Origin of the sequence: Streptococcus equinus ATCC 9812, assembly GCF_000187265.1 — a bacterium.
Lineage (GTDB): Bacteria > Bacillota > Bacilli > Lactobacillales > Streptococcaceae > Streptococcus > Streptococcus equinus.
On sequence record NZ_GL698429.1, the window covers coordinates 703,696 to 729,250 of the forward strand.

General features: G+C 33.5%; 23 protein-coding genes. 1 reads left to right on the plus strand and 22 read right to left on the minus strand.

The window, feature by feature from the left end; genetic code table 11:
• Positions 1-40 precede the first annotated feature (40 nt).
• From HMPREF0819_RS03375 to dnaG, 19 genes are all read right to left on the minus strand, one after another.
• Positions 41-1,303, minus strand: a complete 1,263-nt coding sequence (locus HMPREF0819_RS03375) for a glycosyltransferase family 4 protein (RefSeq protein ID WP_004232307.1) — start codon at positions 1,301-1,303, stop codon at positions 41-43.
• A 2-nt stretch (positions 1,304-1,305) separates the two neighbouring features.
• On the minus strand, positions 1,306-3,336 hold the full coding sequence (locus tag HMPREF0819_RS03380; protein WP_004232310.1) for a rhamnan synthesis F family protein: 2,031 nt from the start codon (positions 3,334-3,336) through the stop codon (positions 1,306-1,308).
• Positions 3,337-3,442: 106 nt separating this feature from the next.
• Positions 3,443-5,896 carry an LTA synthase family protein gene (locus HMPREF0819_RS03385; RefSeq protein WP_004232312.1) on the minus strand — a complete coding sequence of 818 codons (2,454 nt, stop codon included), beginning with the start codon at positions 5,894-5,896 and terminating at the stop codon, positions 3,443-3,445.
• A gap of 18 nt (positions 5,897-5,914) precedes the next feature.
• The gene (locus tag HMPREF0819_RS03390) at positions 5,915-6,892 is read right to left on the minus strand and encodes a glycosyltransferase family 2 protein (RefSeq protein WP_044023412.1); all 978 of its coding nucleotides are present in this window, start codon (positions 6,890-6,892) and stop codon (positions 5,915-5,917) included.
• 14 nt (positions 6,893-6,906) lie between these two features.
• Positions 6,907-7,869, minus strand: coding sequence for a glycosyltransferase (locus tag HMPREF0819_RS03395; protein ID WP_004232317.1), 963 nt, complete (start codon positions 7,867-7,869; stop codon positions 6,907-6,909).
• 12 nt (positions 7,870-7,881) lie between these two features.
• Entirely contained in the window at positions 7,882-9,198 is a 1,317-nt protein-coding gene (locus tag HMPREF0819_RS03400; RefSeq protein ID WP_004232320.1) for a DUF2142 domain-containing protein, read from the minus strand.
• Positions 9,195-10,463 carry an MATE family efflux transporter gene (locus HMPREF0819_RS03405; protein WP_004232322.1) on the minus strand — a complete coding sequence of 423 codons (1,269 nt, stop codon included), beginning with the start codon at positions 10,461-10,463 and terminating at the stop codon, positions 9,195-9,197. The genes HMPREF0819_RS03400 and HMPREF0819_RS03405 overlap by 4 nt, the downstream gene beginning before the upstream one ends.
• Entirely contained in the window at positions 10,456-10,791 is a 336-nt protein-coding gene (locus HMPREF0819_RS03410; RefSeq protein WP_004232324.1) for a DUF2304 domain-containing protein, read from the minus strand. The genes HMPREF0819_RS03405 and HMPREF0819_RS03410 overlap by 8 nt, the downstream gene beginning before the upstream one ends.
• A 1-nt stretch (position 10,792) precedes the next feature.
• On the minus strand, positions 10,793-11,488 hold the full coding sequence (locus HMPREF0819_RS03415; protein ID WP_004232327.1) for a glycosyltransferase family 2 protein: 696 nt from the start codon (positions 11,486-11,488) through the stop codon (positions 10,793-10,795).
• An 11-nt stretch (positions 11,489-11,499) separates the two neighbouring features.
• A complete protein-coding gene (locus tag HMPREF0819_RS03420) occupies positions 11,500-12,294 on the minus strand; it encodes a glycosyltransferase family A protein (protein ID WP_004232328.1) in 795 nt (264 codons plus the stop codon).
• Positions 12,291-13,991 (minus strand): rhamnan synthesis F family protein, encoded by a 1,701-nt coding sequence (locus HMPREF0819_RS03425; protein ID WP_004232329.1) that lies wholly within the window; start codon positions 13,989-13,991, stop codon positions 12,291-12,293. Before HMPREF0819_RS03425 ends, HMPREF0819_RS03420 begins: the two co-directional genes overlap by 4 nt.
• Positions 13,988-15,025, minus strand: coding sequence for a glycosyltransferase family 2 protein (locus HMPREF0819_RS03430; RefSeq protein ID WP_004232331.1), 1,038 nt, complete (start codon positions 15,023-15,025; stop codon positions 13,988-13,990). Before HMPREF0819_RS03430 ends, HMPREF0819_RS03425 begins: the two co-directional genes overlap by 4 nt.
• Positions 15,026-15,053: 28 nt before the next feature.
• Positions 15,054-16,262, minus strand: coding sequence for an ABC transporter ATP-binding protein (locus tag HMPREF0819_RS03435; protein WP_004232332.1), 1,209 nt, complete (start codon positions 16,260-16,262; stop codon positions 15,054-15,056).
• On the minus strand, positions 16,262-17,068 hold the full coding sequence (locus tag HMPREF0819_RS03440) for an ABC transporter permease (protein WP_004232334.1): 807 nt from the start codon (positions 17,066-17,068) through the stop codon (positions 16,262-16,264). The genes HMPREF0819_RS03435 and HMPREF0819_RS03440 overlap by 1 nt, the downstream gene beginning before the upstream one ends.
• Positions 17,069-18,001 carry a glycosyltransferase family 2 protein gene (locus HMPREF0819_RS03445; RefSeq protein WP_004232336.1) on the minus strand — a complete coding sequence of 311 codons (933 nt, stop codon included), beginning with the start codon at positions 17,999-18,001 and terminating at the stop codon, positions 17,069-17,071.
• Positions 17,991-19,145 (minus strand): beta 1-4 rhamnosyltransferase Cps2T, encoded by a 1,155-nt coding sequence (cps2T, locus tag HMPREF0819_RS03450; RefSeq protein WP_044023302.1) that lies wholly within the window; start codon positions 19,143-19,145, stop codon positions 17,991-17,993. Before cps2T ends, HMPREF0819_RS03445 begins: the two co-directional genes overlap by 11 nt.
• A 160-nt stretch (positions 19,146-19,305) precedes the next feature.
• Complete coding sequence (locus HMPREF0819_RS03455; protein WP_004232340.1) at positions 19,306-19,641, minus strand: metal-sulfur cluster assembly factor; 336 nt, start codon at positions 19,639-19,641, stop codon at positions 19,306-19,308.
• 21 nt (positions 19,642-19,662) lie between these two features.
• Positions 19,663-20,772 (minus strand): RNA polymerase sigma factor RpoD, encoded by a 1,110-nt coding sequence (gene rpoD / locus HMPREF0819_RS03460; protein WP_004232342.1) that lies wholly within the window; start codon positions 20,770-20,772, stop codon positions 19,663-19,665.
• A gap of 8 nt (positions 20,773-20,780) precedes the next feature.
• The gene (gene dnaG, locus HMPREF0819_RS03465) at positions 20,781-22,589 is read right to left on the minus strand and encodes a DNA primase (RefSeq protein ID WP_044023413.1); all 1,809 of its coding nucleotides are present in this window, start codon (positions 22,587-22,589) and stop codon (positions 20,781-20,783) included.
• 117 nt (positions 22,590-22,706) lie between these two features.
• Between dnaG and mscL the strand changes: the two genes are divergently transcribed.
• Positions 22,707-23,078: a large conductance mechanosensitive channel protein MscL gene (gene mscL / locus HMPREF0819_RS03470; protein WP_004232345.1), complete on the plus strand. Its 372-nt coding sequence runs from the start codon at positions 22,707-22,709 to the stop codon at positions 23,076-23,078.
• A gap of 61 nt (positions 23,079-23,139) precedes the next feature.
• On the opposite strand, the gene rpsU is transcribed toward mscL, so the two are convergent.
• The 3 genes from rpsU to HMPREF0819_RS03485 all read right to left on the minus strand — a co-directional run bounded on the left by rpsU (position 23,140) and on the right by HMPREF0819_RS03485 (position 25,507).
• Positions 23,140-23,316 carry a 30S ribosomal protein S21 gene (gene rpsU / locus HMPREF0819_RS03475; RefSeq protein WP_000048058.1) on the minus strand — a complete coding sequence of 59 codons (177 nt, stop codon included), beginning with the start codon at positions 23,314-23,316 and terminating at the stop codon, positions 23,140-23,142.
• Positions 23,317-23,478: 162 nt separating this feature from the next.
• Positions 23,479-24,294 (minus strand): transporter substrate-binding domain-containing protein, encoded by an 816-nt coding sequence (locus HMPREF0819_RS03480; RefSeq protein WP_044023303.1) that lies wholly within the window; start codon positions 24,292-24,294, stop codon positions 23,479-23,481.
• A gap of 94 nt (positions 24,295-24,388) precedes the next feature.
• A complete protein-coding gene (locus HMPREF0819_RS03485) occupies positions 24,389-25,507 on the minus strand; it encodes an aminotransferase (RefSeq protein ID WP_044023304.1) in 1,119 nt (372 codons plus the stop codon).
• Between the last annotated feature and the right edge of the window lie 48 nt (positions 25,508-25,555).

The window sequence follows — 25,555 nt, forward strand, 5'->3', positions numbered from 1 at the left end:
AAAAAAAAAAGAGAAGGAAAACCTTCTCTTATATAAAAATTCATAACTTTTTCAAGTTTTGTCTAACTCTGTAAAGAGTGTGACTAATTTTACGAGCACCACGTTCCAATTTTGTAGGCTCAGTATTAACTGTAAATAAATCAGCAATATGACGTAACGAACTCTTAGAGGTCAATGCTTTTTGAGATTTAATTTTTGAAATAATTTCCTCATAAGTCTTCTCAACTCTATACAATCGTTTAGCTTTTTCTTTATCTTGATGAGCTTGAATGTAAACCTCTTGTTGATTACCCAACATAGAGATAATCATACCACTTAGCTCATCAACATCCCCCAAATGATACATTGAACCAATTTTGAAAATATCGTAAGCGGTCTTATGCCCTAAATTATCTGATAAAATTACTGGAAGACCTTTAAGTATAGCTTCAACATAAACCAAACCAAATGTTTCTTGAGCTGATGTAAAAACACAAATATCTTTATCAGTAAGGTACTCCCAAGGATTTGATTTAAAACCTAAGAATGAAATATTTGTCAAATTATGTTCATCAATATAATTTTGGCATTTTTTCTTGTAGTCATCATCCCAAGGGCCTATGAATACTAATTCAAGATTACTATTTTCATCTTTTTGTAACTGTCCGAAACTCTGAATCAACTCGAGCTGATTTTTTCTCTCATTAACTCGACCAACAGAGACAATTCTAGCCTTATCCCCTTTATCTAATTCCATATCAGGAATTTGTGTGTATGGAACAAAACAACCTATTTGTTTGTCATTAAATAGTTGTTGCAGTTTATCATTAAGATTTCCTGAAACACTAAAAATTTCTGTTGAGAATTCTGAAATAAAATCACATTTGTCAAGATAGTAAGCAAACTCTTTTTCAGGGAACTCATGTATTAACCAGTAATGAGGCACCCCTGCAACATTTGCTGCTACAGCTCCTTGAAATACATTTACTGTATTTGAAATAACTAAATCAATAGAATATTTTTCAATGACGCCGCCAATTTCTTTTATATTTCGACGATAGGACTCTACGCGATGAGCCTTGGAACCTGGCTGGCCACCAGGTGCATCCTCCCACCACCACTTAGCAGCAGGAAGATAAATCGCATTAATCCCAACCTCATCATAGTGTTTTCGATGCTCATCTTGCTGCGGTTCAGGAATCTCCTGACAAACACTAAAGACATTATATCCTTGCGACACCAAGTATTTCATCAGATAAAAAATGGATATTTCTGCACCATTATCAAATGTTGTAGTTGGTGTTACAAATAAAATATTTTTCATTTCTACCCTTCTAAAAAATTCTTTTTAATTGCACTAGTAGTTGAATTAGTCATAACTGATTGATAAGCATTTTCTGCTATTTGTATTCTAAAATCTTTATCAACAATTAACCGTTCTAGCTTTTCTTTCCACTCTGTTTCAGAAGCCAGAACACCATCAATGCCATCTTCAATCATATCTTCAAATGAACCTATTTTACTAGCAACTGTCGAAACTTTAACAGCAGCTGCTTCAAGCCATTTTATCTCTGATTTAGCTTCATTAAAGGTTGACTGAACTAGGGGCGCTAAATTAATATCTATAGATGAAATCAATTTTGGTAATTCTCTCCAATCAACATATGGATGCGTCACAATCTGCTCACCAAAACAAGCAATATCCTCAGGAATATCTAAATGCCCCGCTAAGTGTAATTCAAGGTTTTTATATTCTTTCAATAAAGAAATAATAGCTGGTTTAATCATTTCAAAGTTTTCATTATGAGTTATTGAACCTGAGAAATATCCCATTCTAACTTTGTTATCATCACGTTCCACATGTAGAGTTTTTTGACTAATTTCAACTAACTCTTGTGATAACACATTACGATTCAAAATCACAGTTGACTTATAATTTCTTAATTCTTTTGCCAACTGATTTGTTGAAGTAATGACTGCATCACATTTATCAAGCATTCGACCATAGCCTCGAACGCTTTCATCGTAGTCATTTTTATCTGCTGTTGATAAGCCTTGGGTATAAGCAAGTTGATCAGTATATTTTGTATCAAAAACCAAATCATCAATATCATAGAAAACTGGAACACCTGTTTTATTTGCTAACTGACAAACTTGACTTAAAATAGGAAGATCCGGTGCACGATAAATAATAATATGACTAGCACCTTTGCAGTCTAACAATTGAAGTTTAGAAAGGTTAACGACCTTCACATCATATCCAAGTTTTTCAAGCTGCTCAGCTTTATTTAAGACACGATATCTCGTACACTGAGGAATGATATTTTCAACACCATCAATGATTAAAACGTATTTTTTCTCTGATTTTTTTTTAAAATCATCAATGATATTTGTAATAATTTCAACAGGATAATCTGTCTTTTCTTCAATATATGAGATAAGTTCTGGAATTTCACTCTGACGTTCCAAGCCTTGCCAAATAAATTGAGCGTCATTATAATTTGACAATGCTGAATATTTTATCAGTGGAGAGCCCTGATTTAGTACACGCAAAGGATGAATGTACATAGCACTATCAGTTGTATCTCTAATCAAAGCATCATAACGAAAACCTAGGTTAGCAAAGTGCTTTGTAAAAAATGTTTCGTGTTTGCCAATGGCCTTTTGACGCGAATCAGTATCTCCAAGCTTCTCCCAGTAACGGTAAAATGATTTTTGATGTAATAAGCTACGTTCAATAACTAAAAAATACGTTTGAATATGTTCTGGAATATAACCAAACGGATTTAAACCAGTAAAATCGGGTTGGATTTCACCAAGTGAAACACCCCAAAAATCTAGTGATTTTGAATCAATCGTTGAAAAAACTGTTTCTAAATCTTTAAAAGGACCAATATTAGTATCATTAACCAATAACAACTGATCATATTCTTTTAAACGTTCTTGGCCAAGATTTAAAATTTCACCTCTAAAAGCTGCTACATCATAACCTTTATTTTCTCTTAAAGTTACTTTACCAATTTTTTCGAGACGTTCAACATCTGACTGAGATAGTTCACCATTAACAACGATATGAGCTTCATCAACAATTTTAGCTAATGCCTCCAAAAAAATAATCTTATATTCTTGAAGAGCATCTTTTCCCTCAAAAATATTATAGATCAAAATACGTTTTGCACGTGGAAGATAGTTGTTATCTCGAAACTTGTCTCGAAAAACTCGAAGTATATGGCATCTTAGTTTTAAGATAGCTTTCTTACCAAAACGAACAATTTTTTTAAGAACTTGTGCTATTTTTCGCAATACTGCTTTCATTTTAACTAAAAGTTGTGTTTTACTAATATTCCTCATTTTCATTTCCAATCTATTTACTCTTATCTATTTTACACTAAAGCAATTAATTTTTCATTAGTAAATCCATTTTTGAGCTGAAAAAAGGAGCCTCTCAGCTCCTAAATTCTTATTACTCAAATTCAAAGAAATCTGAATGATTCAAAATATATCCTTTTCCTTCTGTTAAGTCATATTGAATCATTTTCAAATCATTAGCAACCATTTTACCATCGCTATCCAGTTTATCTTTATCAACACTTGCTTTATTCAAAACTTCTGTCAACAAAGCGTAGTAAGGTGAAACACGCGAATTTGTATGAGCCAATAATTCAGCTGGAAAATCACTTGAATTTACTAATGGATAATCATCTTTAGCAGTACCGTGATTTGACCAAATAAAATAATCAGTCAAATACTGCAAATTAGGATTATCCTTAAAGATTGATTTTGGATAAATACCTGGTAAATGATCTCCATAGAATACAACCGTAATTTTCTTATCAATTCCTTCTAATTGCTGTAAAAACTCCGCAGTACTACTATCTGTATAACTCAAAAGTCTTGCATAATTTGTAAGGCTCGCATTTTGATCATTTGTTAACCCTTCACCATTTGCTGTAATATCACTTAAATTAGTCTCAAACCATGGTCCATGGTTTTGCATGGTCATCACAGAAAAAAATTGACTTTGACTTGCATCAATTTCAGATAAAACATTATCATAAGTTGAAGCATCACTTGGATAGGCGCCAAATGTGCTGACATTGTCTGCTGTATCATCTGAACCCGATGTAGCAATAAACTTATCAAATTTTAGTTTTGTATAAACCGAGTTTCGAGCATAGTGTGTAGCATCAGACAAATGAATAGCTATGCGATTCTTAGAATCAAATGCATTACTAATCGACGGCACGTAAGACATTTCAGGAAAGACATCAGTATATAGCACTGAAATCATATCATTAAAATTGTACATGGGTAAACCTGTCAAAGACTGAAATTCCATATTAGCGGTTCCACCACCATAACCATCGGATTTCATTAAGCCCGATGTTGTTCCAGCTTGAATCTGTTGAATTTGCGGTGTTACTGGAGCCGATAAAGTTACCCCAGGAACACGAGCAGGATCAGCTAAACTTTCACTTAGAATGAAGATTACTGTTTGATCAGAAATATTTTCTGTCCTTGTGGCATTTATTTCACCAGCAAGATTTGTATATTTCTTATAAACTTTGTCAATTTCCTTTTGACTATAATTAGCTGGTTTTTCAATATCAGTAATTGTTAACTGTTTCAGCCATACAAAGCTCAAAGATTGAAATCTTGTATTAGCATTAATTCCTTGCCAATTGACATTATATAGGTTATAAACAGAAGATAAAACTGGAATATGTTCAGGAATTCTTCCATCCTCTTGATTCTTAAATATCGATAATGTTTCTGAAAAAGCAACAACAATTGTAACGGCAACTGCTAATCGTTGTTTCCAATTTTTAAATATTTGCCCGGGCAAACACTTTTTCCTAACATAATACAAAATAACAATTGTCCAAAGGATCCCTACTATGCTTAATAAAAGAGCATTTTCACTAACATATTCTTTAAAAAATCCGATATCATTTAACCAAGTAAAATCTGCAATCAAAAACGGCTCATTACGTAAAGCAAATTTTTCAGCATTAATATAGCTGATTAAGACTCCTAAAACAATGTTAAAAACTGTAGCTGGTAAATAGCGATTAATAGTAATATAAATCACCATGAAACAAGCAAAGATAATTAAAATTTGAAATATCGTTGCTCCTGAGGCGATATAATACCCATAAGATTCACCTTTTTCAGTCACTCCCGCTTGAATTGTAAAATTAAAAATAAAAGCCAACAACAAACTTGTCGCAACCGATAAAGAAGGGGTTGGCTTATTCTTAATAAGGTGACTTATTCCTTTAGCTGATGCATAAGTGATTAAACTAAAGAAAACATACATACCAAGAGAATAATGCAGTAATTGTCCTGCATAAGCTGTCTTTTTAATATCTTCAACAAGAAAAAGTGTATTGGAAAGGAAACTATTTATTAATTGATTGCTTGTAACAATAAACATTGTTGCAATTTGACTCATTACTAAAATGTCATAGCGTTTCTTTTTCAGAGAAAAAGCATTAATAAACTCATTAGAAAAATAGCTTGAGAAGCAATTAAAAACCAGAGCTAATAACAGCAAACATGCTAAAGGAATTAAAAAGTTAAAATCCCAAAAATGTTGAAATTTTGTCCAGTCAAATTTTTCATTATTAAGATTTAAAGTAACTTTTACAAAATAAGCACCTATTACAAAAAGAAAGTAAATAAGCGGAAGATATAATAACCACCATTTATTATCCATTCTTTTTCGAATTTGGAAGGCATATAAGACGATAAAAACACCTAACAAAATCCAAATAAGCGGTGTAATAGTTCGATGATTTTCTAAGCCAATTACTATAATAAGATGTAAGTAGGTAATGAGAAAGGTTACAAAATAGGAAAGTAAAACACCTCTATTCTTCTTACAAAAATTACCTATTGATTTTAAAAATATCATTATACCTTTTGAAAATCCTTAACCTTTAAACTTTTTGTACAGACCAAGTAACTTATTAAACAAGGCAGCTGCCTTTTCTACTCCTATCCCTTTTGCCACCAAGCCAGTATATTTAAAACTTTTGTTTTCAATCTGCCTTGAATATTGTAACAAATATTCATAATTTGTTAAATAGTTTTTAATATCAAAGTTGTTTTTATATAAATGTACAAACGGCAAAATTGAAATATATGAAATTGCAAAATAGACTTTTAATGCTTCCTGTTTTTCAAATGGAAGTTTTTCGATATTATCAAGGCCAATTGAAATACTCTTTAAAATATCGAGAACATTTTTTTCTTTAACAACATTGGTAATACTTCCTGCTCGATTTTGACGATACATGTATTGTGCATTGTCAAAAACTGCATAACTTGTCATTAGCTTCAAAAGATTTGCACACCAAAGGCAATCTTCTGAAAGGAAACCAACTTGAAAATCTAGAGAACCGTCTACAAACAAAGTTCTCTTTACACATTTATTCCATGCAGGTGCGGTTATCAATTCACGTTTAACTAAGTCTGTACAATCTTTCTTTATATTTCCCGATAATCCTTTATTACTGATTGTCTTCTTAGCAATTTTATCGGTATAATGGTATGAGTAAGAATAGATAATAACATCAACAGAATTTTCATTAAGTCTATTGTTGATGTCGTTTAAAAAAGACTGACTTGACCAAAAATCATCTCCATCTAGAAAGATTATATAATCACCATTTGCTTCTTCAATTCCGCTATTTCGTGCAGCAGATAATCCACCATTTTCTTGATGAATAACTTTAACTTTTTCAGATTTTTGGGCAAGGCTATCAATAATTTGAGGTGTTTCATCAGTTGCTCCATCATCAACAACAATAACTTCATAGTTATCATAATCTTGATTTAGAACACTTTCCACACACTCTTCGATATATTGTGCCACATTATATGCCGGTACAATAATTGAAAATTTTATTTTATCTCCTCTAATCATTTTTTACTTTTACAATAAACTGACGCAAACAGTGGTAACAAATAACATTTATCTAAAAGACTAAAAACTAACACTGCACAACGATTTGAAAATTTTTCGCCCTTCAAGCGACGTGATAACGGTGATATTTTTCTAGAAATATTTTGCTCACGTAAAAATGCTTTAATTTTCCTATTATAAGATAGGAATTGCTGTTTACTAGATGAACGTCCTGAAAATAAAAGATACCAAATATAATATCTATAAATAAAATATGACAAATAATCATCTGGCTCTGGATTATTTTCTAAAATTTTCTCTAGTAAGATACGGATATCTAAGCGATCATCTAAGCCACGTTGAGAGGTATTAGATACACTATCATCATTAAACATCCATTTATAGCCAGAATAGGAAATAATATCAATATTTTTGGTTTTAGCTAAAAACTGTAGGTTAAAGGCAACATCTTCTCCTATTCCATAATCAAAGAATTCAATTCTATTATTCAATAAAACTTGTCTTCGATAAAGCTTCGCCCAAGGGGCCATCACTATGTATTTTGCCCACTCAGTTTGACTTAAGCTTTCTTTAAACAAAACTTTTCCTGAATAAGTCATACGAGTATAGCCTGAAAAAACAGCATCAGCATTTGATTGAGAAATTGCTGTATACAGTTTTTCCAAATAATCTGTTTCTACTAAGTCATCATTATCAACAAAGGCGACAAAGTCGCCTTTTGCTTTTTGAATTCCTAGATTTCGTGTTTTTGAGACACCTTCATTTTCTTTATTAACAAAAACGATATTGCTATACTGCTTCGCATAACGCTCACAAATTTCAGCAGACATATCTTTTGAACCATCATTTAAAAGAATGATTTCATAGAAATCACTCTCTAATGTTTGATGTAAAAGTGAATCAAGACAGTCTGATAAATGTTCTTGAGCATTGTAAACCGGAACAATAACACTAATCATCCAATTGTACTCCTATACCCAATAATATGCCCATAAGACAGCAAATGACACTGCAACATTGATTAGAATGATAATTGTTGATAGTTTAATAATTGATTTTTGACTAAATTCAAATCTTAGTTTTGACTGGCAAAGACTAAACAAAGGTGCCAAATAAATCAAGAAAGGCGTGAAATATCGACCTTGTTCTCCATGAGCAATTCTATTCGCACCAACATTGTCAGGATTTGAACGTAAAGTCCATGCAAAATACATTCCTACGACAATAACTAGTACTTGAAGTGGAAAAATCAAAGCTGATGAGATGCCTTCCGTTTTAGTGACAGGAAGATATTCACTCAAATAAATTAAAATCAATACAACAATATCAATAAAGACTAGCCATAACGGTAATTGAGTCGTTAACCAGCCAAATTCTCCGAAAATACCAATAGTTAACAAACCATTTAAATTAACGTTTTCTTGTTGTAAGAAGAAAGTATTAAACATTACCCAAATAAAGTGTTGAGTTCCACCCCAGCCTTTTAAGAAGAAATAAAACGCAACAATTCCTAAGCAAACCGCACCTGTAACAAAATACCATCTATATTTCTTGAAGAAATTATAAGCTGGATTTAACACTTTTAAAAATCCTTCAAATTCAAAATCTACCATTACTAAGAACGGTAATAAAAGCAGGTTATTTGTTTTCGTTGAATAAAGGAATAAAGTTAATAAAATAAACTGAAGAAACTTTTTATTAGTAAATGTTCTTTCTTTGATAAGATTAACAAAGAAAACAAAGAAACATGCAATCGAGACGTAATTTAAAACATCATAAGATAGAGAAGCTGCTTGCTGTAACATCATTGGTAATAACGAAATAAACATCAAAGCTAATTTACCGTATTTTGCTGCTTTGATAACAAAATACATCCCGATGATATAAACAAGAGCATTAACAATTCGTCCTACTAATATAATGACGCCATATGAAGGATAGATCGCACGGCCAATCAACATTCCAATTGCTTGAGGAAGATGAGCCAGACTTTTAATTGAAACATTCAATTTAAAAGGAGCTGAAGAAAAATCTTGTTTCTTAGTAAAAAAACGATTTAGTTTTTCCTTATTGAGTACAGCAGGAGCTTCTGGTGAACTATTAGTGATTACTTCTCCTTGATGATGTGCAAGCCATTGAAGTGAATCTTCCTTTGCAGTATCATGTGTAATATTCCAAGCTAAAATTGCATGTGTTGTTTCATCTGGAACTTGCGTCACAGGAACCAAAAACATAAATAGAGCAATACATGGAGCAGCTAGGAATAAGAATAATTTTTCTATTTTCATTTTCTCTCCTTATATGAATCTTTGGCGCTAAAATAAATAACTAGTGATACTAGTAGCCATGTCAGCATTGATAATGTGAATGATATAGAAGCACCATAAATACCATAGTGCTCAACCAATGGATTAGCTGAAAGATATGAAGCACAAAAACCACTAGCAAATGATATAATCAAAAGTTTTTGCTTACGCAAGACTGTCAAAATGTTATCACAAACCGTCGCGAAAGTGCTTGCAATTCCTCCAGACATCAAAATGATGAATGGAACTAAATATCTATTTAAATTAGTCGAATAAACAATATTTAAAATTGGGACCCCAATAACAGATACTACTACTAAAATCAAGAATGAAATAACGACTAATAATTGCAATAATTTCCGACGGTAATGAACAAATGACTCATACTCCTTTTTCTCAAGAAAAATTGCCATTTGCGTCATCATTGGTCTAAAGAAAATCATTGTTAAATTCATGGTAAAAACCGGCATGAACAAAATATTAAAATCTGTTTGAACACCTACATCAAGTAGACCTCGTTCAAATAAATTATCTAGCGCATACTTTGGTTGGTTGTATATTGAAACCAACATAAAAGCATTAATAAACAGTGGACTACTTTCAATTAATAAACCTTTAACTTGTTTAAATGAAAAATGAAAGGCTTTGATTTTACTAAAGTATCGACTTAACCAAAAATCGAATGCTACGACAAAAGCAAAGGATAGTACATTCATGATAATCAAAGATAATAACAACTCATGGGTAATAATCAATGCAATTGTAAAACCAATAAAGATAAATCCGTTTCTAAAAAAAAGAGATTTCCCGGCTATATCTAGACGTTCGTGCTGTTGAAACATACCTTGAAAAACATCGGATAATGCATCACTACTGCGATAAAAACAAATCAGTACAACACATAAAGATTTATAAAAATCATATCCGTGAACAACAACATAGCCCAATGCAACTACTATCATAATAATGATAGTCAATACACGTGCATAAAAATAATTGTTAAAGGAATACTTTTCTCTAATATCTGTTGCTTGAAAATCACGAACTTGGAAAGTTGCTACAGTAATTAATAGATTACCAACTGCATAAGCAATACTAAAGACATCAGCGTTATAACTATCCAACAAACGAGCTACAGATAACAGCAAAAGCGTTGACATTGCTGCTGAAGCTAAACTTCCCAAAATATTCCAAGCAAAGACTTCTTTTTGAGAGGCTTTCTGCCCAATTTTCAATAATTTAATCATCCTTCTTCTCACTTAATGCAATTTGTTGTGCCAAGCTTTTAATTTTTGAGCTTTGAATAGAAACAATGCGAGTTAGTGAGAAAAGAATCCACAAACTTAAGCAAAACCCAACAAAGAAAACCAGATTCATTGGGGAATAAATACCTAATAAATTAGCCAATACAACCAATAAATTTGGGAACCAAACAGCAATCAATAAAATAACGCTTAGAATATACCATGATAACGAATAACGAATAGATAGTTTATCCTTCTTAATCAAATGGAATGAGTAAGCAACAAAAAGTACAATAACAATTGAGATAAAAAGGCTCGCTGTTTGTGTCATCTTATTTCCCCCTTAATTTTACAAATAAAATAGCCAATGTCACTTTAATCATATAATAAACGGATTTTGTTGCAGAAATTGACGAAACACCACCTTGTCTCTCGTTCATAACAACCGGAATTTCTTTAACAGAATATCCTTTATTTAACAAAGAAACGATTGTTTCCGGCTCTGGATAATCATCTGGATAATCATTTGCAAATAATTCAATGATATTTCGATCAATCATTCTAAGACCTGATGTTGCATCAGTAATTTTTTTACCTGTTAACATACGAATTAATCCAGTAAAATATCGAATACCTACACGTCTCATGAATGAAGATTGGAAACCTTCTTTTTCAAGGAAACGTGAACCAATGACCATGTTAACATTACTTTCAATTAACTCATCAGCCATTTTGGATAAGAAAGCAGGGTTATGTTGTCCATCACCATCTACTTGAACAGCAAGATCATAGCCATACTTTTTAGCATACAAGTAACCAGTCTGAACAGCACCACCAATGCCCAAATTGATTGGAAGTGAAACTACATTAAAGTTATTTTTGTGACAAATTTCAAGCGTATTATCTGTCGAACAATCATTGATAATGATATAGTCAAAATCTGGTGCATCTTTTTTAATTGCAGCAACCGTACCTTCAATATTGCTACTTTCATTATAAGCTGGAATAATAATTAATTTTTTAAGCACGTAGCTGCCTCCTATTGATTTGAATTTTGACTTTTTTGATAAAACTTAATCAAAAAATTAGCAATCGCTTTCGGCCAAAGTAATTGATACATTTGCAAGTCTTCATTTGTGCGAGTATTATTAGAAATCGTCGCTGTCGTTTCAGATTCTTCATGAATACGATGGAACATCAAAGGTTCTTTAATGTAAGAAAAGCGCCCTTTATATTGTGTAGAAATAGTATACCAAGCATACCAGTCCAAACTTGTTTTCATTTCTTCATCAAATTTAAAATCAGACAGTTTAGACATATTGTATGAAACACTAGGACAACAAATTGGATTGCCAAATGACAGAACTCGATTACGCCACCATTTTGAACCTGGGCATGCAGATAAAACATTAAGCATCAAACGTTTGATTTTCAAATTCTGATTGCTAGCAATATCTTTTGCACCTTCTGCTGTCATTTTTAATTCATGGTAATCAGTATAAATAATTGTTGAATCCGGGTGTTTTTCAAACGAAATCATTACCTTCTCAGTGAAAGTTTCATCATATAAGTCATCTTGGTGAACAATTGTTGCATATGTTGTCTTGCAATGTGAAAGAGCTTGATTCCAGTCAGCTCCGATTGATTTACGTTCACCAACATATAATGGAAGATGATGTTTCTCTGCTATTGATTTAATGTAATCATTTGGTGTTGAAGTATATAAATAAACATCAGATGATACGGTTTGTTGCTCAACTGAACGAATACACTCTTCTAAATATGAACTTTCCCCATATGCGCAAATGGCAATGGTATGTATATTTTCACTCATTTATTCTGTTTTTCCTTAACTAATTTGATTAAATTTAGACGTTTTAAAAAATAAGTCAGAGTCAATTGGGTTGCTTTTTTAAAGAATCTCATAACTATTTTAGCGCTTACTGGATAGTTAATTTCATTAGGAACATCAAGTTCCGATGCAAAAAGCATATCATTTGCTTTTTTGGCATCAATTAAGGCAGGTAAACTTGCTTTATTTGGTAACAAAACAAAATCATAGCGCTCTTTCCAATTGAAAAATGGAAGAAGTTTCTCAAAATCTGAAAGCGCTAGAGTACCTTTGCCATTACATAACTTTTGTAATTCATCTACCCTAATCCAATAAGCCGCCCAGGATTTTTCTATCATAGGATTTTTCATTTCTGCTTCAGAAAGATTAAATTTATCCAGAATTTCTTTATTGACGGGTAATTGACTATCTTTATATCTTTCATATGAAAGCATATCAGGAATGGCTAAACCAATCTTTTCATCATCAAGAAATGTTTTCTTAATGGCATCCTCTGATGAAAACATCATCTCAAGTAGTTCACCTAGGCTATAGGAGTCAACCAGATGGTTTGAAAAGAAATCTGAAACATGTATATAGGCTATGCAATTACCATCAAATACCTCAAAAGAATCACTAAGAAATTTTTGCCAATCACTAACACTTGTAATATGTGCGTAAGCATAACTAGTGATATCCTCTTGCTGGAACCGTTCTTTTACTTCCTCTAAAAGTTTCTCTGATTCAGCACTAACTAAAGTTATAATGTTTTTACGACTCTTCAAAAAACTAGTTAAAATTTCTACACCATTTCGTGTTGAAAAATGTAGATGCAAAACTGTCTTTGAAATTTGCTTTAGCACATTGTTATCAGACTGATTCAACTTTTTATAAGGTAATAAGAAAGATGTAGTCGGCGATAATATATTAGATAAATGATTAACAATTAAATCACTTGGATACTCACTCTTTTCTTCAACCACTTTTAAAACATATGGTGCTAAGTAATCTGCATGGCTAAATGACTTAATTTTGATAAATGGAATTCCATTCTGAATGATTAAATCAGGTCTGAAAATAGAAACATTGCCAAGCTCTGGTTTGTTTGACAAGTCAAGCGATGAAGCATAATGAAAACCTGCTTCAACTAATTGTTCAGTCAATTTTGCTTCATAAATATCAATAACTTGTTGAACATTTTTGTAAATTTTAACATTTGACCAAAAATCAATAAACGCTTGACTCTCTACAACCTGTTTCTTAAAAGAGAGAAAATATGATTGCAGATGCTCTGCCACGTAACTCCCCCCTTTTAATTTACAAGCTGTATGATTAGTCAAACCCCAAAAATCAATAGTATTATCTGACTCAAATTGATTTATGATAGTTTTAAAATCCCACAAAGGGCCAAAACAAGTATCATTCATCAAGGTTAATGAATCAAAATTCTTTATACTATCCAATGAAGCAAAAATACCATCTTTCCATGCTGCAAAATCATATCCTTCATTTTGTCGTTCAAGTAAATCATCAATGAGCTTAGCATCTTGCAATTTTTGAACCGCTTTCTTACTTAACTTACTATTTGAAATGAAATAGATTGATGAAAACAACGGTCTTAGGTGTTTAAGTTGGTAGAGAACATGGGGACTTAGTTCATTAAATTTATTGTAATGAACATAAAGTAAGAGACGTTTCATCGATTTCTCCTAAATAAATTAATTATTTTTGTTGTAATAATCCAACGCTTTGAATGAACAACCTTATTATACTCATCTACCCAATATTCTTTTTCAGCTATTGTATTTTTTAAATTTTCCTCAGCTGTTTTTAAATTTTCCTCAGCTGTTTTTAAATTTGCCCTCTCTTCAAGTAATTCCTCTAAAATAGATTTTGCATTCGTCAATTGAGTTGCTAGTTCCCGTTGACGGAGAGCAATAATCTTTTCATGATCAGTACTTTCAGAAAAAAGATATTTTGATAATTCTTTAAAATTAATACTCGAATAATACTTTTCAAGATAATCTTCCTGTAATTGTTGAAGCTTCTCAAAGCGAGTTGCTAATTTTCCAACAGAAACTGGATGAGAATCTGATCCATCATGTAAGCGATAAACTGTTGTCGCTTCTGGCAAAAACGTCAATTCCGTTTTTATAAATAATTCTAATTGTAGACAAAAAGTATCATCCACAGCATCAATAGGAATACTACTATTGACTTCTAACATTAAATCTTTATCAACTAACCACGTAGATGACATTGTCATTCCCTTAAATGCGAGCATCTCTTCAAAGCTTGACATTTTACGAATAATACCATTTTGAATAGCTTCTTTATGGCGAAGCTCTCCTGACTCAGAAATAATGTCAAAATCACTACAAGACCAACTTGATGTTTCTGATTTATCCAAAATATCAACTTGCTTCTGAAGTTTATATTCATCTATCCAATAGTCATCGCCATCACAGCGGGCAATATAATCACCTTGAGCTAACTTACAAGCCTCAATCCATGTCTTTGTAATTCCAAGATTTTCTTGATGAAAAACGGCTTTAATTTTTTCTGGAAATTGTTTAGCATAGTGCTCAATAATTTGAGGAGAATGATCACTAGAAGCGTCATCAACTAAAATGATTTCATAGTCAAAATTACATTTCTGGTTCAAGAAACTCTGAATAGCTTCTTCTATCCACGCTTCTTTATTATAATTTGTACAAATAATAGATACTTTCATTCTTTACCTCATTTATTGAACCATTATTTTAAAAATCCCATTGACCATTACGTTGAATAAGACCTGTTGCTGAATCAACTTCAGATTCATTATTATAATCAAGATCATCACGTGTTAATAAAATAATTGGTGATTTTTCAGCTGGGACAAAGCCAATCATTTGTCCATCTTTATCTCGAATTGTCACTTCCAATTTCAATTTCAAATCATTCACATTTGGAATGTGACAACTATATTTAACATTTTTTTTACCAGCGCCTGTTGTCATATGTTCTTTCGAATTATCATTATAAATCCAGATATTACGGTCAATATCTGTAAATGATAGGGCCACATATGTATCCATATCTTGAAGCATATTGTAATTGACTTCAAAAGAAATTTCATCTTTTGGTGTTAGGCGTTTTTCAGATAACAAGTTAATAGAAATATCTGAGATTTTTTCATCTTCTTTAACTTCTCGTTCTTCTTGAACATTGTCATCATATTCTTTTTCAGTATTATCATAACTGTATTGATTAGCTACATCAAATGGATTACCATACGCTTTAACTAAACCATTTTCAATTAAAACCGCTCGGTTACAATACTTCTTAACTGCTCCCATATCATGGGTAACAAGAATAGTTGTCTTACCACTTTCTTTACGTTCCATAAAGTAATCGTTACATTTACGTTGGAAAGCTTCATCACCTACGGCAAGAACTTCATCAAGGATAAGAACGTCACCTTGAGCTTTAATCGCAACTGAGAATGCTAGACGAACTTGCATACCACTTGAATAGTTTTTAAGTTTTTGATTCATAAAATCTTCAAGCTCAGCAAATTCGACGATGTCATCGTACATAGCATCGATTTCTTCGGTTGTAAAGCCAAGCATGGCACCGTTCATATAGACATTTTCACGTCCAGTCAATTCTGGATTAAATCCAACACCAAGTTCGATAAATGAAACCATTTTACCATTTACTGTAACTGAACCCTTTTCAGGGACATAAATTTGTGAAATGATTTTTAAAAGTGTTGATTTACCTGACCCATTACGTCCAACAATCCCGAAAAAGTCACCTTTATAAACATCAAATGAAATGTCTTTTAGGACATGTTGCTCACGATAACCTTTAATCCCTTTAAAACGATTAACGAGCGCTGTACGCAAACTTTGTGTTGATTCCGTTGGTAATTTAAAATATTTACTTACATGATCTACTTTTACTGCAATTTCTTTATCTGACATTATAAAATCTCCGAAAATTTCTTAGCATGTTTATGGAAAATTGAATATCCAATTGCAAGAATTACAAATGGAATAACGTATGGAACTAGAGCAATGATATTATTATTAATCAGTTCCCAACCTCGCATATTTCCAGAATAAACAATAAAATGACGCATATCTTGGATAACTTGTGCAATAGGATTTAGCATCATAATTTTACCAATAGTATAGTGGTGACGCTGTAAAATAAATGTCAAAGAATAGATAATCGGTGTTCCATACATGCCAGCTTGAAGAATTACTTCCCAAATTGGTCCCAAGTCACGATATTTAACAAATAGGGTTGACAAGATAAACGCAACACCAGTAGCTAAAACAAATAATTCAATAAACAAAGGGAAAATTACTAAGAAACCAAAGCTAGGATGGACACCATTTAATAAAGCAAAAATAAACACAACCACCATGTTGATAGCATAGTTAATTGCCGCACCAACAACTGATGAAATAACAATAATTTCTTTTGAAAAATTCAATTTACGAAGCAAGTCACCACGTGACACAATAGAAAGCATCCCCATGTTTGTTGCTTCAGCAAAGAAGTTCCATGTCACCATACCAATCAATAAACCAATTGCGTAGTGAGGTGTTCCATCATCAAAGCGCAAGAAACGAACGAATACCAAATACATAATTGTAAATAGCATCATTGGTTTAAGAATTGACCACAAGTACCCAATTAAACTTCCTTGGTAACGAAGTTTAAAGTCCGTTTTTACCATTTCTTTTAATAAGATTTTATTTTCTTTACTAAAGAACTTCATTTATTTTCTCCTATAACCAAATTTGGTAATAATTAACGTTCTAAACACAAACGTATGGAAAGTACGATTTTTTCGTAAACCATACTGATTCAAGGTTTTAATTCGTTGAATCAGTGGCTTGTCCATAATCGTTGTGAAATTTTCAACCAAGTCTCTTTTTTCAGGGGTCAATGCTAAATATAATAAAAAGCGTGCTTGAGTTTGACTCGCATTAATCAACCACCAATATTTTTCAACGAGTTTATGTGGTTTAATCCAATTTTTCATGCGTTTAGACCATGTACGCGCTCCTAAAACATTAGCATCGTGTTGACGATACAATTCTGTTGGGTAATTAACATAAGCAAGTGTACCTAGAGCGCTGGCTAACAAGGCTAAATACCAGTCATGCATCAACAAATCTTCTGTTGATGTCCATAACTCAGCAAGAGTATGATTAATCATCGCTGTTCCACCGGTTACTGTATTTTCTGTCAACTCTTGAACCAGCTCAGTATTAGCATGATCAGATTGCGTTTTTATCATACTTTCATGTAAAACATTTAATTCACGGTCAACAACTTTCAAATCTGTGTAAACCAATAAAGGCTTTTGATTATCGTGTTTTTGCGCTTCTGCTATAGTCACAGCTAACTTATCTTCTAGCCAAATATCATCTTGGTCAGAAAAGAAATAATAATCTGCTTCGCTATGTTTCAAAAGCGTATAAAAGTTTTTGATGACACCAAAATTTTCACGATTGTCGGCGTTAATAAAAATAATACGTGAATCAGCCTGAGCATATCGTTTAATAATATCTGGTGTTTTGTCACTTGAACCGTCATCTCGAATATAAAGCGTCCAATCTTTGACCGTTTGATGTTGAATACTCTCTATCTGCTCAGCCAAAAATTGCTCACCATTGTAGGTAGACATCAGTATATTAATCTTCATTTAAAAATAGTCCCTCATACTCTCCTACAATTTTTTCCCATGGATAATTTTTCTTCACAATCGCACGTGCACGGTTACCATATTCTGTAAAATCATAATGGCCATCAGCGTCGTTAATCAAACATGAGAGATTTCCAGATGTCTTATTCCAGTAAAATGCACTCTGCCCAGCGACAGATTTATTGAAATCAACATCCAAAACGAGATTTAACTTCGTATGTCCCAAAGCCTCAAGCAAACCAGGGTTTGTTCCACCGACTTCATGACCGTGAATATAAGCGAAGGCATTTTCACGGATGTAATTTAACAAGTCACGATCATAAACTGTTCCGACAAATTTGACCCTATAGTCACGTTCAAAATTTGTCAAATGCTTCAACTTTTCAAAGTAAGCACTATTCTTATGATTCGTAATAATGATCAAATCACGTCTAGTTTTTGATTTCATAAATTCACGAATAGCTGTTTCATAGTTATTTTCTGGAACAAAACGTCCAACAATCAAATAATAGCCATTCTCTTTTGTTTTCCAATTATCGAAGCATTTTCTTACCTTGTAATCATCAGCTGTTAAAGTTGATTTCTTCAAATCTGTTCCATAAGCAATAAAACGCGTCTTAGCTTCTGGATATGACTCTTTAATGTAATTTTCAATTCCAATGTTATCAGAAATGACCAAATCAGCTGTCTTAGCCATTGATTTTTCAGCATATTTTAAATAAGCTTGAACCGGTTTTGACCATTTTGAGCGTTTCCATTCAAGACCATCTGGATTGACGTAAACTTTTCCGCCAACAGCGTGAATTAGTCTTGCAAAGGGAGCAATAAAAGCACCAATCGTGTTGCCCAAGATATAAAAAATAGGTTTTTTAATACCAGATCTTTTTACCATTTTAAGTCCGTAAGTAATCGCCATCATATCATAGGCGATAACACGAGCAGGACCAATCTTAGGTGCCTTGATGGTAAAACAGTCTGCGCCCTCGTATTTGAAATGCATATGGTGCTTATCATCGCTTAAACAAGCGACATGATAAACAATGTCTGAGCTCTGCTTATTTTTTACCAACTCCTCAACAAAAGTCTCAAAGCCACCGTACTTAGCTGGCAAGCCTCGACTTCCGATGATGAATACATGTTGCATGGCACACTTCTCCATTCTAAAATACAATCAGAAATATTATATCATAATTTAGATAAGCTGGCGATGAAAAAACGAAAGAGCCTATATATAACAGGAACGGCAGCCATTTTGAGGACAATAGAAAAATATCAGTAATCGTAAGATTACTGATATTTTTCTATTATCTAATTCCTAAAGCAATGCGAGCATAGCGACTCATTTTATCAACTGTCCAAGCTGGATACCAGACCAACTTGACCTCTACGTCTGCCACCTCAGGAATATCACGCATTGCATCATGAATTTGATCAGTCAGAAGATTAGCCAACGGGCATCCCATTGTTGTTAATGTCATATCAATCTCAGTATGTCCATTCTGTTCAAATCGAATCTCATAAACAAGACCAAGATTGACAATATCAATTCCCAACTCTGGGTCAACAACCGTCTCCAAAGCTTCAAGAATTCGATCTTTAATCTTTGTGACATCTTCTTCTGTATATTTTTGTTCAGACATAAGCGAACCTCTTAATTAATTTTAATCTTCGATGAAATCGCGAAGCTGTTTGCTACGGCTCGGATGACGAAGTTTACGAAGTGCCTTAGCCTCAATCTGACGAATACGTTCACGTGTCACATTAAAGACTTTACCAACATCTTCTAATGTACGCATTTTACCATCATCAAGACCAAAACGCAAGCGTAAAACATTTTCTTCACGATCAGTCAATGTATCCAAAACTTCATCAAGTTGTTCACGAAGGACAACACGTGTTGTGTAGTCTACAGGGTTTTCAATAACTTCATCTTCAATGAAATCTCCAAGATGGCTATCATCTTCTTCACCAATCGGTGTTTCAAGAGAAACTGGTTCTTGAGCAATTTTCAAGATTTCACGAACTTTATCAGGACTCATATCCATACGTTCAGCGATTTGTTCTGGTGTTGGATCTTGTCCAAGTTCTTGAAGAAGGTTACGTTGTTCACGAACAAGTTTGTTAATTGTTTCAACCATGTGAACTGGGATACGGATTGTACGAGCTTGGTCTGCAATCGCACGTGTGATTGCTTGACGAATCCACCAAGTCGCATAAGTTGAGAATTTGAAACCTTTTGAGTAATCAAATTTATCAACAGCTTTCATCAATCCCATGTTTCCTTCTTGGATAAGGTCAAGGAATTGCATACCACGTCCAACATAACGTTTTGCGATAGATACAACCAAACGCAAGTTAGCTTCTGCCAAACGTTGTTTTGCTTGAAGGTCACCTGCAGCAACTGCGACTGCTAATTCTTTTTCTTCTTCACTTGAAAGAAGCGGCACAACACCAATTTCTTTAAGGTACATACGAACTGGATCATTAACTTTTGCTGAGTTGCTACCAAGTAACTCTTCGTCAGTTAATTCTTCAGGCTTTGGTTCTTCAACAACGTATTTAGTTGATGGATTTCCTTCTTTGTCAGTAATTGAAATACCACCATCTGTCAAACGTTCCAAAAGATCATCAATTTGATCGGCGTCCAACGAAAATGGAATAACCAATTTTTCTGTCACTTCATCATCGACAGCTGTTCCGTTCTTTTTATGATTACGAATAAATTCTGCAACTTGAACATTAAAAGTTGTAATTTCTTTTTCTTTAGCCATATTTTCCTCTATTCCATTTTTCTTTTTTGGGCAATAAGATTTTCTAAAGCAGCTAGAGCCGCATCAACATCACCAAGGTTGCTAGATTCACGAATTAATTTACTTTGCTTTTGTAAATCTCTCTCCTGAAGCAGACGATTACGTTTCTGAATAATTTCTTCTATTTCATTAGGAGCGACTTCATCTGGTAAATTTTCCTCCAAAACTCGATAATACATCTGCCGCGTTCGACCATCCAACTGCGCTAGGTCATAAGATGTTATCTCACCTTGCTGCATCAATATATCGTACAAATTCTGCAACTCTTTGGTATCAAAAATAAACTCTTCTTGATTTCTAAATTCATTGAGCAAATAGTCATGCTTCATCAAACGTTGCAACAGCTGACCTTCTGCTTTCATAATTGCAGAAATGTTTTTAGATATCGGCAACTCAACTACAGTGACGCTTTGCTGAACAGCTCCTGTTTGGAGAGCAGAGCGATTTTGAAGTCGTTCGCTGTTAACCGACTGCTCCACTTGATAGTAATCAAAGTCAGGTAATGAATCAGCCACCATATTAATATACGAATTTTGTGCTGTAATTGATGGCGACTGCGCAATAATTTTAGAAATTTGCTCAACATAAGCAATCTCAGCCTGAAGATTATCACTATTTTCTGGTTTCAAATAATGAATAAAAAATTCCGTACTGCTAATGCGACTATTTTCAAGCAAGTTCGCTAAGGCATCTGGTGAATTTTTTTGGATAAATTCATCAGGGTCCATTTGTTCAGGAACTCGCACAATTTCTACATTAAAGTCTTTTAGAAGTTCCAAAGATTTAGCAATTGCATTTTGACCTGCGTTATCACCATCATAGGTCAAAATAACCTTCTTAACATAACGTTTTAAATGTCTCACATGTTCTGGTGTCAAAGCAGTCCCCATAGAAGCGACGGCATTTTCAATACCTGCCCTATAAGCGGCAATTACATCCATAAAACCTTCCATCAAATAGACTTCATGCTTTTTAGACATCACCGGACGCGCTTTATCCAGATGGTAAAGTTCATATGATTTGTTAAAAAGCGCTGTTGACCGCGTATTTTTGTACTTAGCCTGCTTAGCTTCTAAATCTTCCTTGGTCCATATACGCCCCGAAAATGCAACCACCTGACCAGTATCATCCGTCAATGGAAACATAATTCGGTTTTGGAAAGCATCATAAACACGATTCGTGCGTTCAGACAAATTAAAAAGACCTGAAGCCATCAAAGCATTTTCTTCATACCGTTTTGCGAGAGATTGATAAAGAAAATCAGGCTCATTTGGCGACAATCCAATGTTAAAATAATCAATCAAATCATCTGTCAGTCCACGCTGTGCCAAGTAAGCTTTCGCTTCTTGTCCTTCTTTAGTCGTTTTTAAAACAGCATTGTAAAACTTAGCCGCATCCTTATGAATGTCAATCAAAACTTGATTTGGATTTTTAGGCTTAGATTGCATTTGCTGTGTTTCAACTTGCAAAGGAATCCCAGCACGCTCTGCAACAAGATGAACACTTTCTAAAAAGCTAATCTGACGATACTCTTCCAAAAATTTATAAACATCACCAGATTTTCCGCAACCAAAACAATGAAAAAACTGCTTATCTTCTATTACATTAAAAGAAGGTGTCTTTTCCTTGTGAAACGGACACAATCCGATATAGTTGCGACCTGCACGTGTAAGATTGACTACTTCGCCAATAACATCAACAATATTAACGCTATTTTTTATCTCGGTAATTAACTCTTTGTCAATTGCCAAAAGCTCACCTCCACGCACTATTCCCATTTTAGTTTTGTATTTCATTATAACATTTTGATCGTGATTTGTAAAATCTCAAAAACAAGACTTTAGATGCTTTTTTTGGTATAATAATACTAACAAAACATACAGGAGGTTTTTCGTATGATTAAAGAACTTAAAGAATTTTTGTTTAAAGCAAATGTTCTTGATCTTGCTGTCGCTGTTGTTATGGGGGCTGCTTTCAATGCCATCATAACATCACTTGTCAATGATGTGATTACACCACTTTTCTTAAACCCAGCTCTAAAAGCCGCAGGTGTTGAAAAGATTTCTGCTTTGTCTTGGCATGGTGTCGCTTATGGTAGTTTTCTAAGTGCTGTTATTAATTTCTTAATCATCGGTACGACACTATTCTTCATCGTTAAAGCTGCCAATGCTGCTGCAGCTCTCACTAAAAAAGAAGAAGCTGAAGAAGCTGCACCAACTCAAGAAGAACTTCTTGCAGAAATCCGTGACTTATTAAAAGAAAAATAAATCTTATTTTTAGAGCATAAAAAGAGACGCTAGGCGTCTCTTTCTTTGTATCTAATATTAATTAGAATTTTTTACGTTTGCGAGCTGCTTCTGATTTGCGTTTACGTTTTACAGAAGGTTTTTCGTAGAATTCACGTTTACGTGATTCTTGAAGAGTCCCAGCTTTAGTCACAGAACGTTTGAAACGACGAAGTGCATCGTCAAGTGATTCGTTTTTACGTACTACTGTTTTTGACATGTGTTTCACCTCCTCAAGACATTGTAACATTTACACGTTCATTACCATGATAACTGAAATATGCTAAAAAGTCAATCTAAAAGATGTAAATATTGCTACTTTTTATCTATTTTTCTCCATCGCTAAATAAAAAGAAAGGAGTTGATAATCAACTCCTTTTAATTACTCGTCAATCTCTTTCCCTGTCAACTGTGCAGCATCTGAAATGAATTGCTTATATTTATCTTCTTTGGCTAATTTTTTGATAACTTTATTAACCGTTTTGACAAGTTTTCCGCTACCTTTTGGCATTGCTACAGCTTTAGCATCACCGTCACTTGTTTTCAATGCAAAATTAGCTAGCGCTAAATCTGAGTTTTGTGAAAGGTATCCTTCGGCAACTGGTTTTTCAAGGTCAACTGCTTGAACTTGACCAGATTTCAATTCGTTAATAGCCTCGCCCATTGCTGTCAAAGAAATGATTTTTGAATCTTTCAATTGTTCTTTAGCCAAACCTTCTTCAATTGTTCCTTTTTGAACAGCTACTTTAAGACCTGACAAACTATCAATTGAGTTATATTTATCAAGATCACTTGCCTTAACTAAAACAGCATTTTCTGTTTCATAGTAAGCATCTGAAAAATCATATGCATTTTTACGTTCTTTTGTTGCAGACAATCCTGAAATCGCCATATCTGCTTTTCCTGTTTGAAGGCTTGAAAGCACATTGTCAAAACTCATTGAAGATAATTCAAGTTTAACATCAAGTTCATCAGCTATCGCTTTAGCCAACTCAACATCAGCACCAACAATAGTGTCTTTACCATCGATCAAAGCTTTAAATTCAAACGGCGCATAGTCTGGGCTAATAGCGACAACTAGTTTACCTTTTTTATCAATCTTATCTTGTAAATTTTCATTAGATGAAGATCCACAAGCAGCCAAAGAACACACACTAACAAGCGCAAGTGCCCCTAAAATAAACTTTTTAACTTTCATATTTATTCTCTCTTCTCTTAAACTTACCTTTATTTTATCTATTTTTTGCAAAAAGTCAATAAATATTGAATAAAAATTCACGTTAACATACTAACTATTTTTTGAAATTTTTCAAACATGTTGATAATAAAGCAAGTCCCTTTTCCAAAGTATCTTGGTTGCAAGAGTAACCAAGTCTCACATAACCTTCTCTATCAAAGCGATTTCCAGGGACCAGTAACACGCCATAATCTCTCAACAATATTAAACAAAAGTCTTCGATTGGCACACCAACATCTATTTTGACAAATGAAGTTGGAACTTCTGCTGGTCTTACGTAGGATACCTTTGGTTCTTTAGCAATCCAATTGTCTAGAATAGTTAGATTCTTTCTAATAATCTTACGATTACGTTCTAAAATTTCTTCTTTATATCGCAGTGCTAGGCTCGCCACCACATCATCAAAAACACCTGCACATATCATAGTGTAATCACGATAATCTCGTAAAATATCAGTAATCTCATCACAAGCAGCAACCCAGCCAACACGAATCCCTGGAAGCGAGAATGTCTTCGACAAACTATTCACTGAGACTCCTTTATCATACAAATCAACAATAGATGGTACCTTGCTGTCAGTAAAAGGACGATAGACCTCATCTGCCAAAATGTAAGCACCACACGATTTAGCAATCCTAACTAATTCGCGTAGATACTCCTCATCCATAACAGCACCAGTAGGATTATTAGCATTATTGATGCATATCATCTTTGTATTTGGACGGATTAACTTGTGCAGTTCAGCTAAATCAGGCAGCCAGCCATTTTCTTCTCTGACTTGCCAAAAATCCACTTCTGCTCCTAGCGATTTTGGAATGTCATATAACTGCTGGTATGTCGGGTAAATGGAAATCACATGGTCACCTGGTTCAATAAGACTGTACAAGACCAACATATTTGCTCCGGTAGCTCCATTTGTCTGGAGGATTTGCTTTTCATCTACAGTCTGATACAAATCGCAAACTGATTTTTTAAACTCTGGGGACCCTTCAATCCAACCATAATTTAACTTTTTGGAAAATAATTCTTGATAGAACTCTTCCTTTGATTCGCCTGTTAACTCAAACAACTCTTGCAAAGTCAAAGCATCAATTGATACGCCAGCAATGTCATATTTTGCTTCTCGTTCATGGCTATTAAGCCACTCTTCAACACCAAATCGCGGTAATTTCATTGCATTCACCCTTTTATTTTCTAAAAATATTTTATCATTTACAGTCAA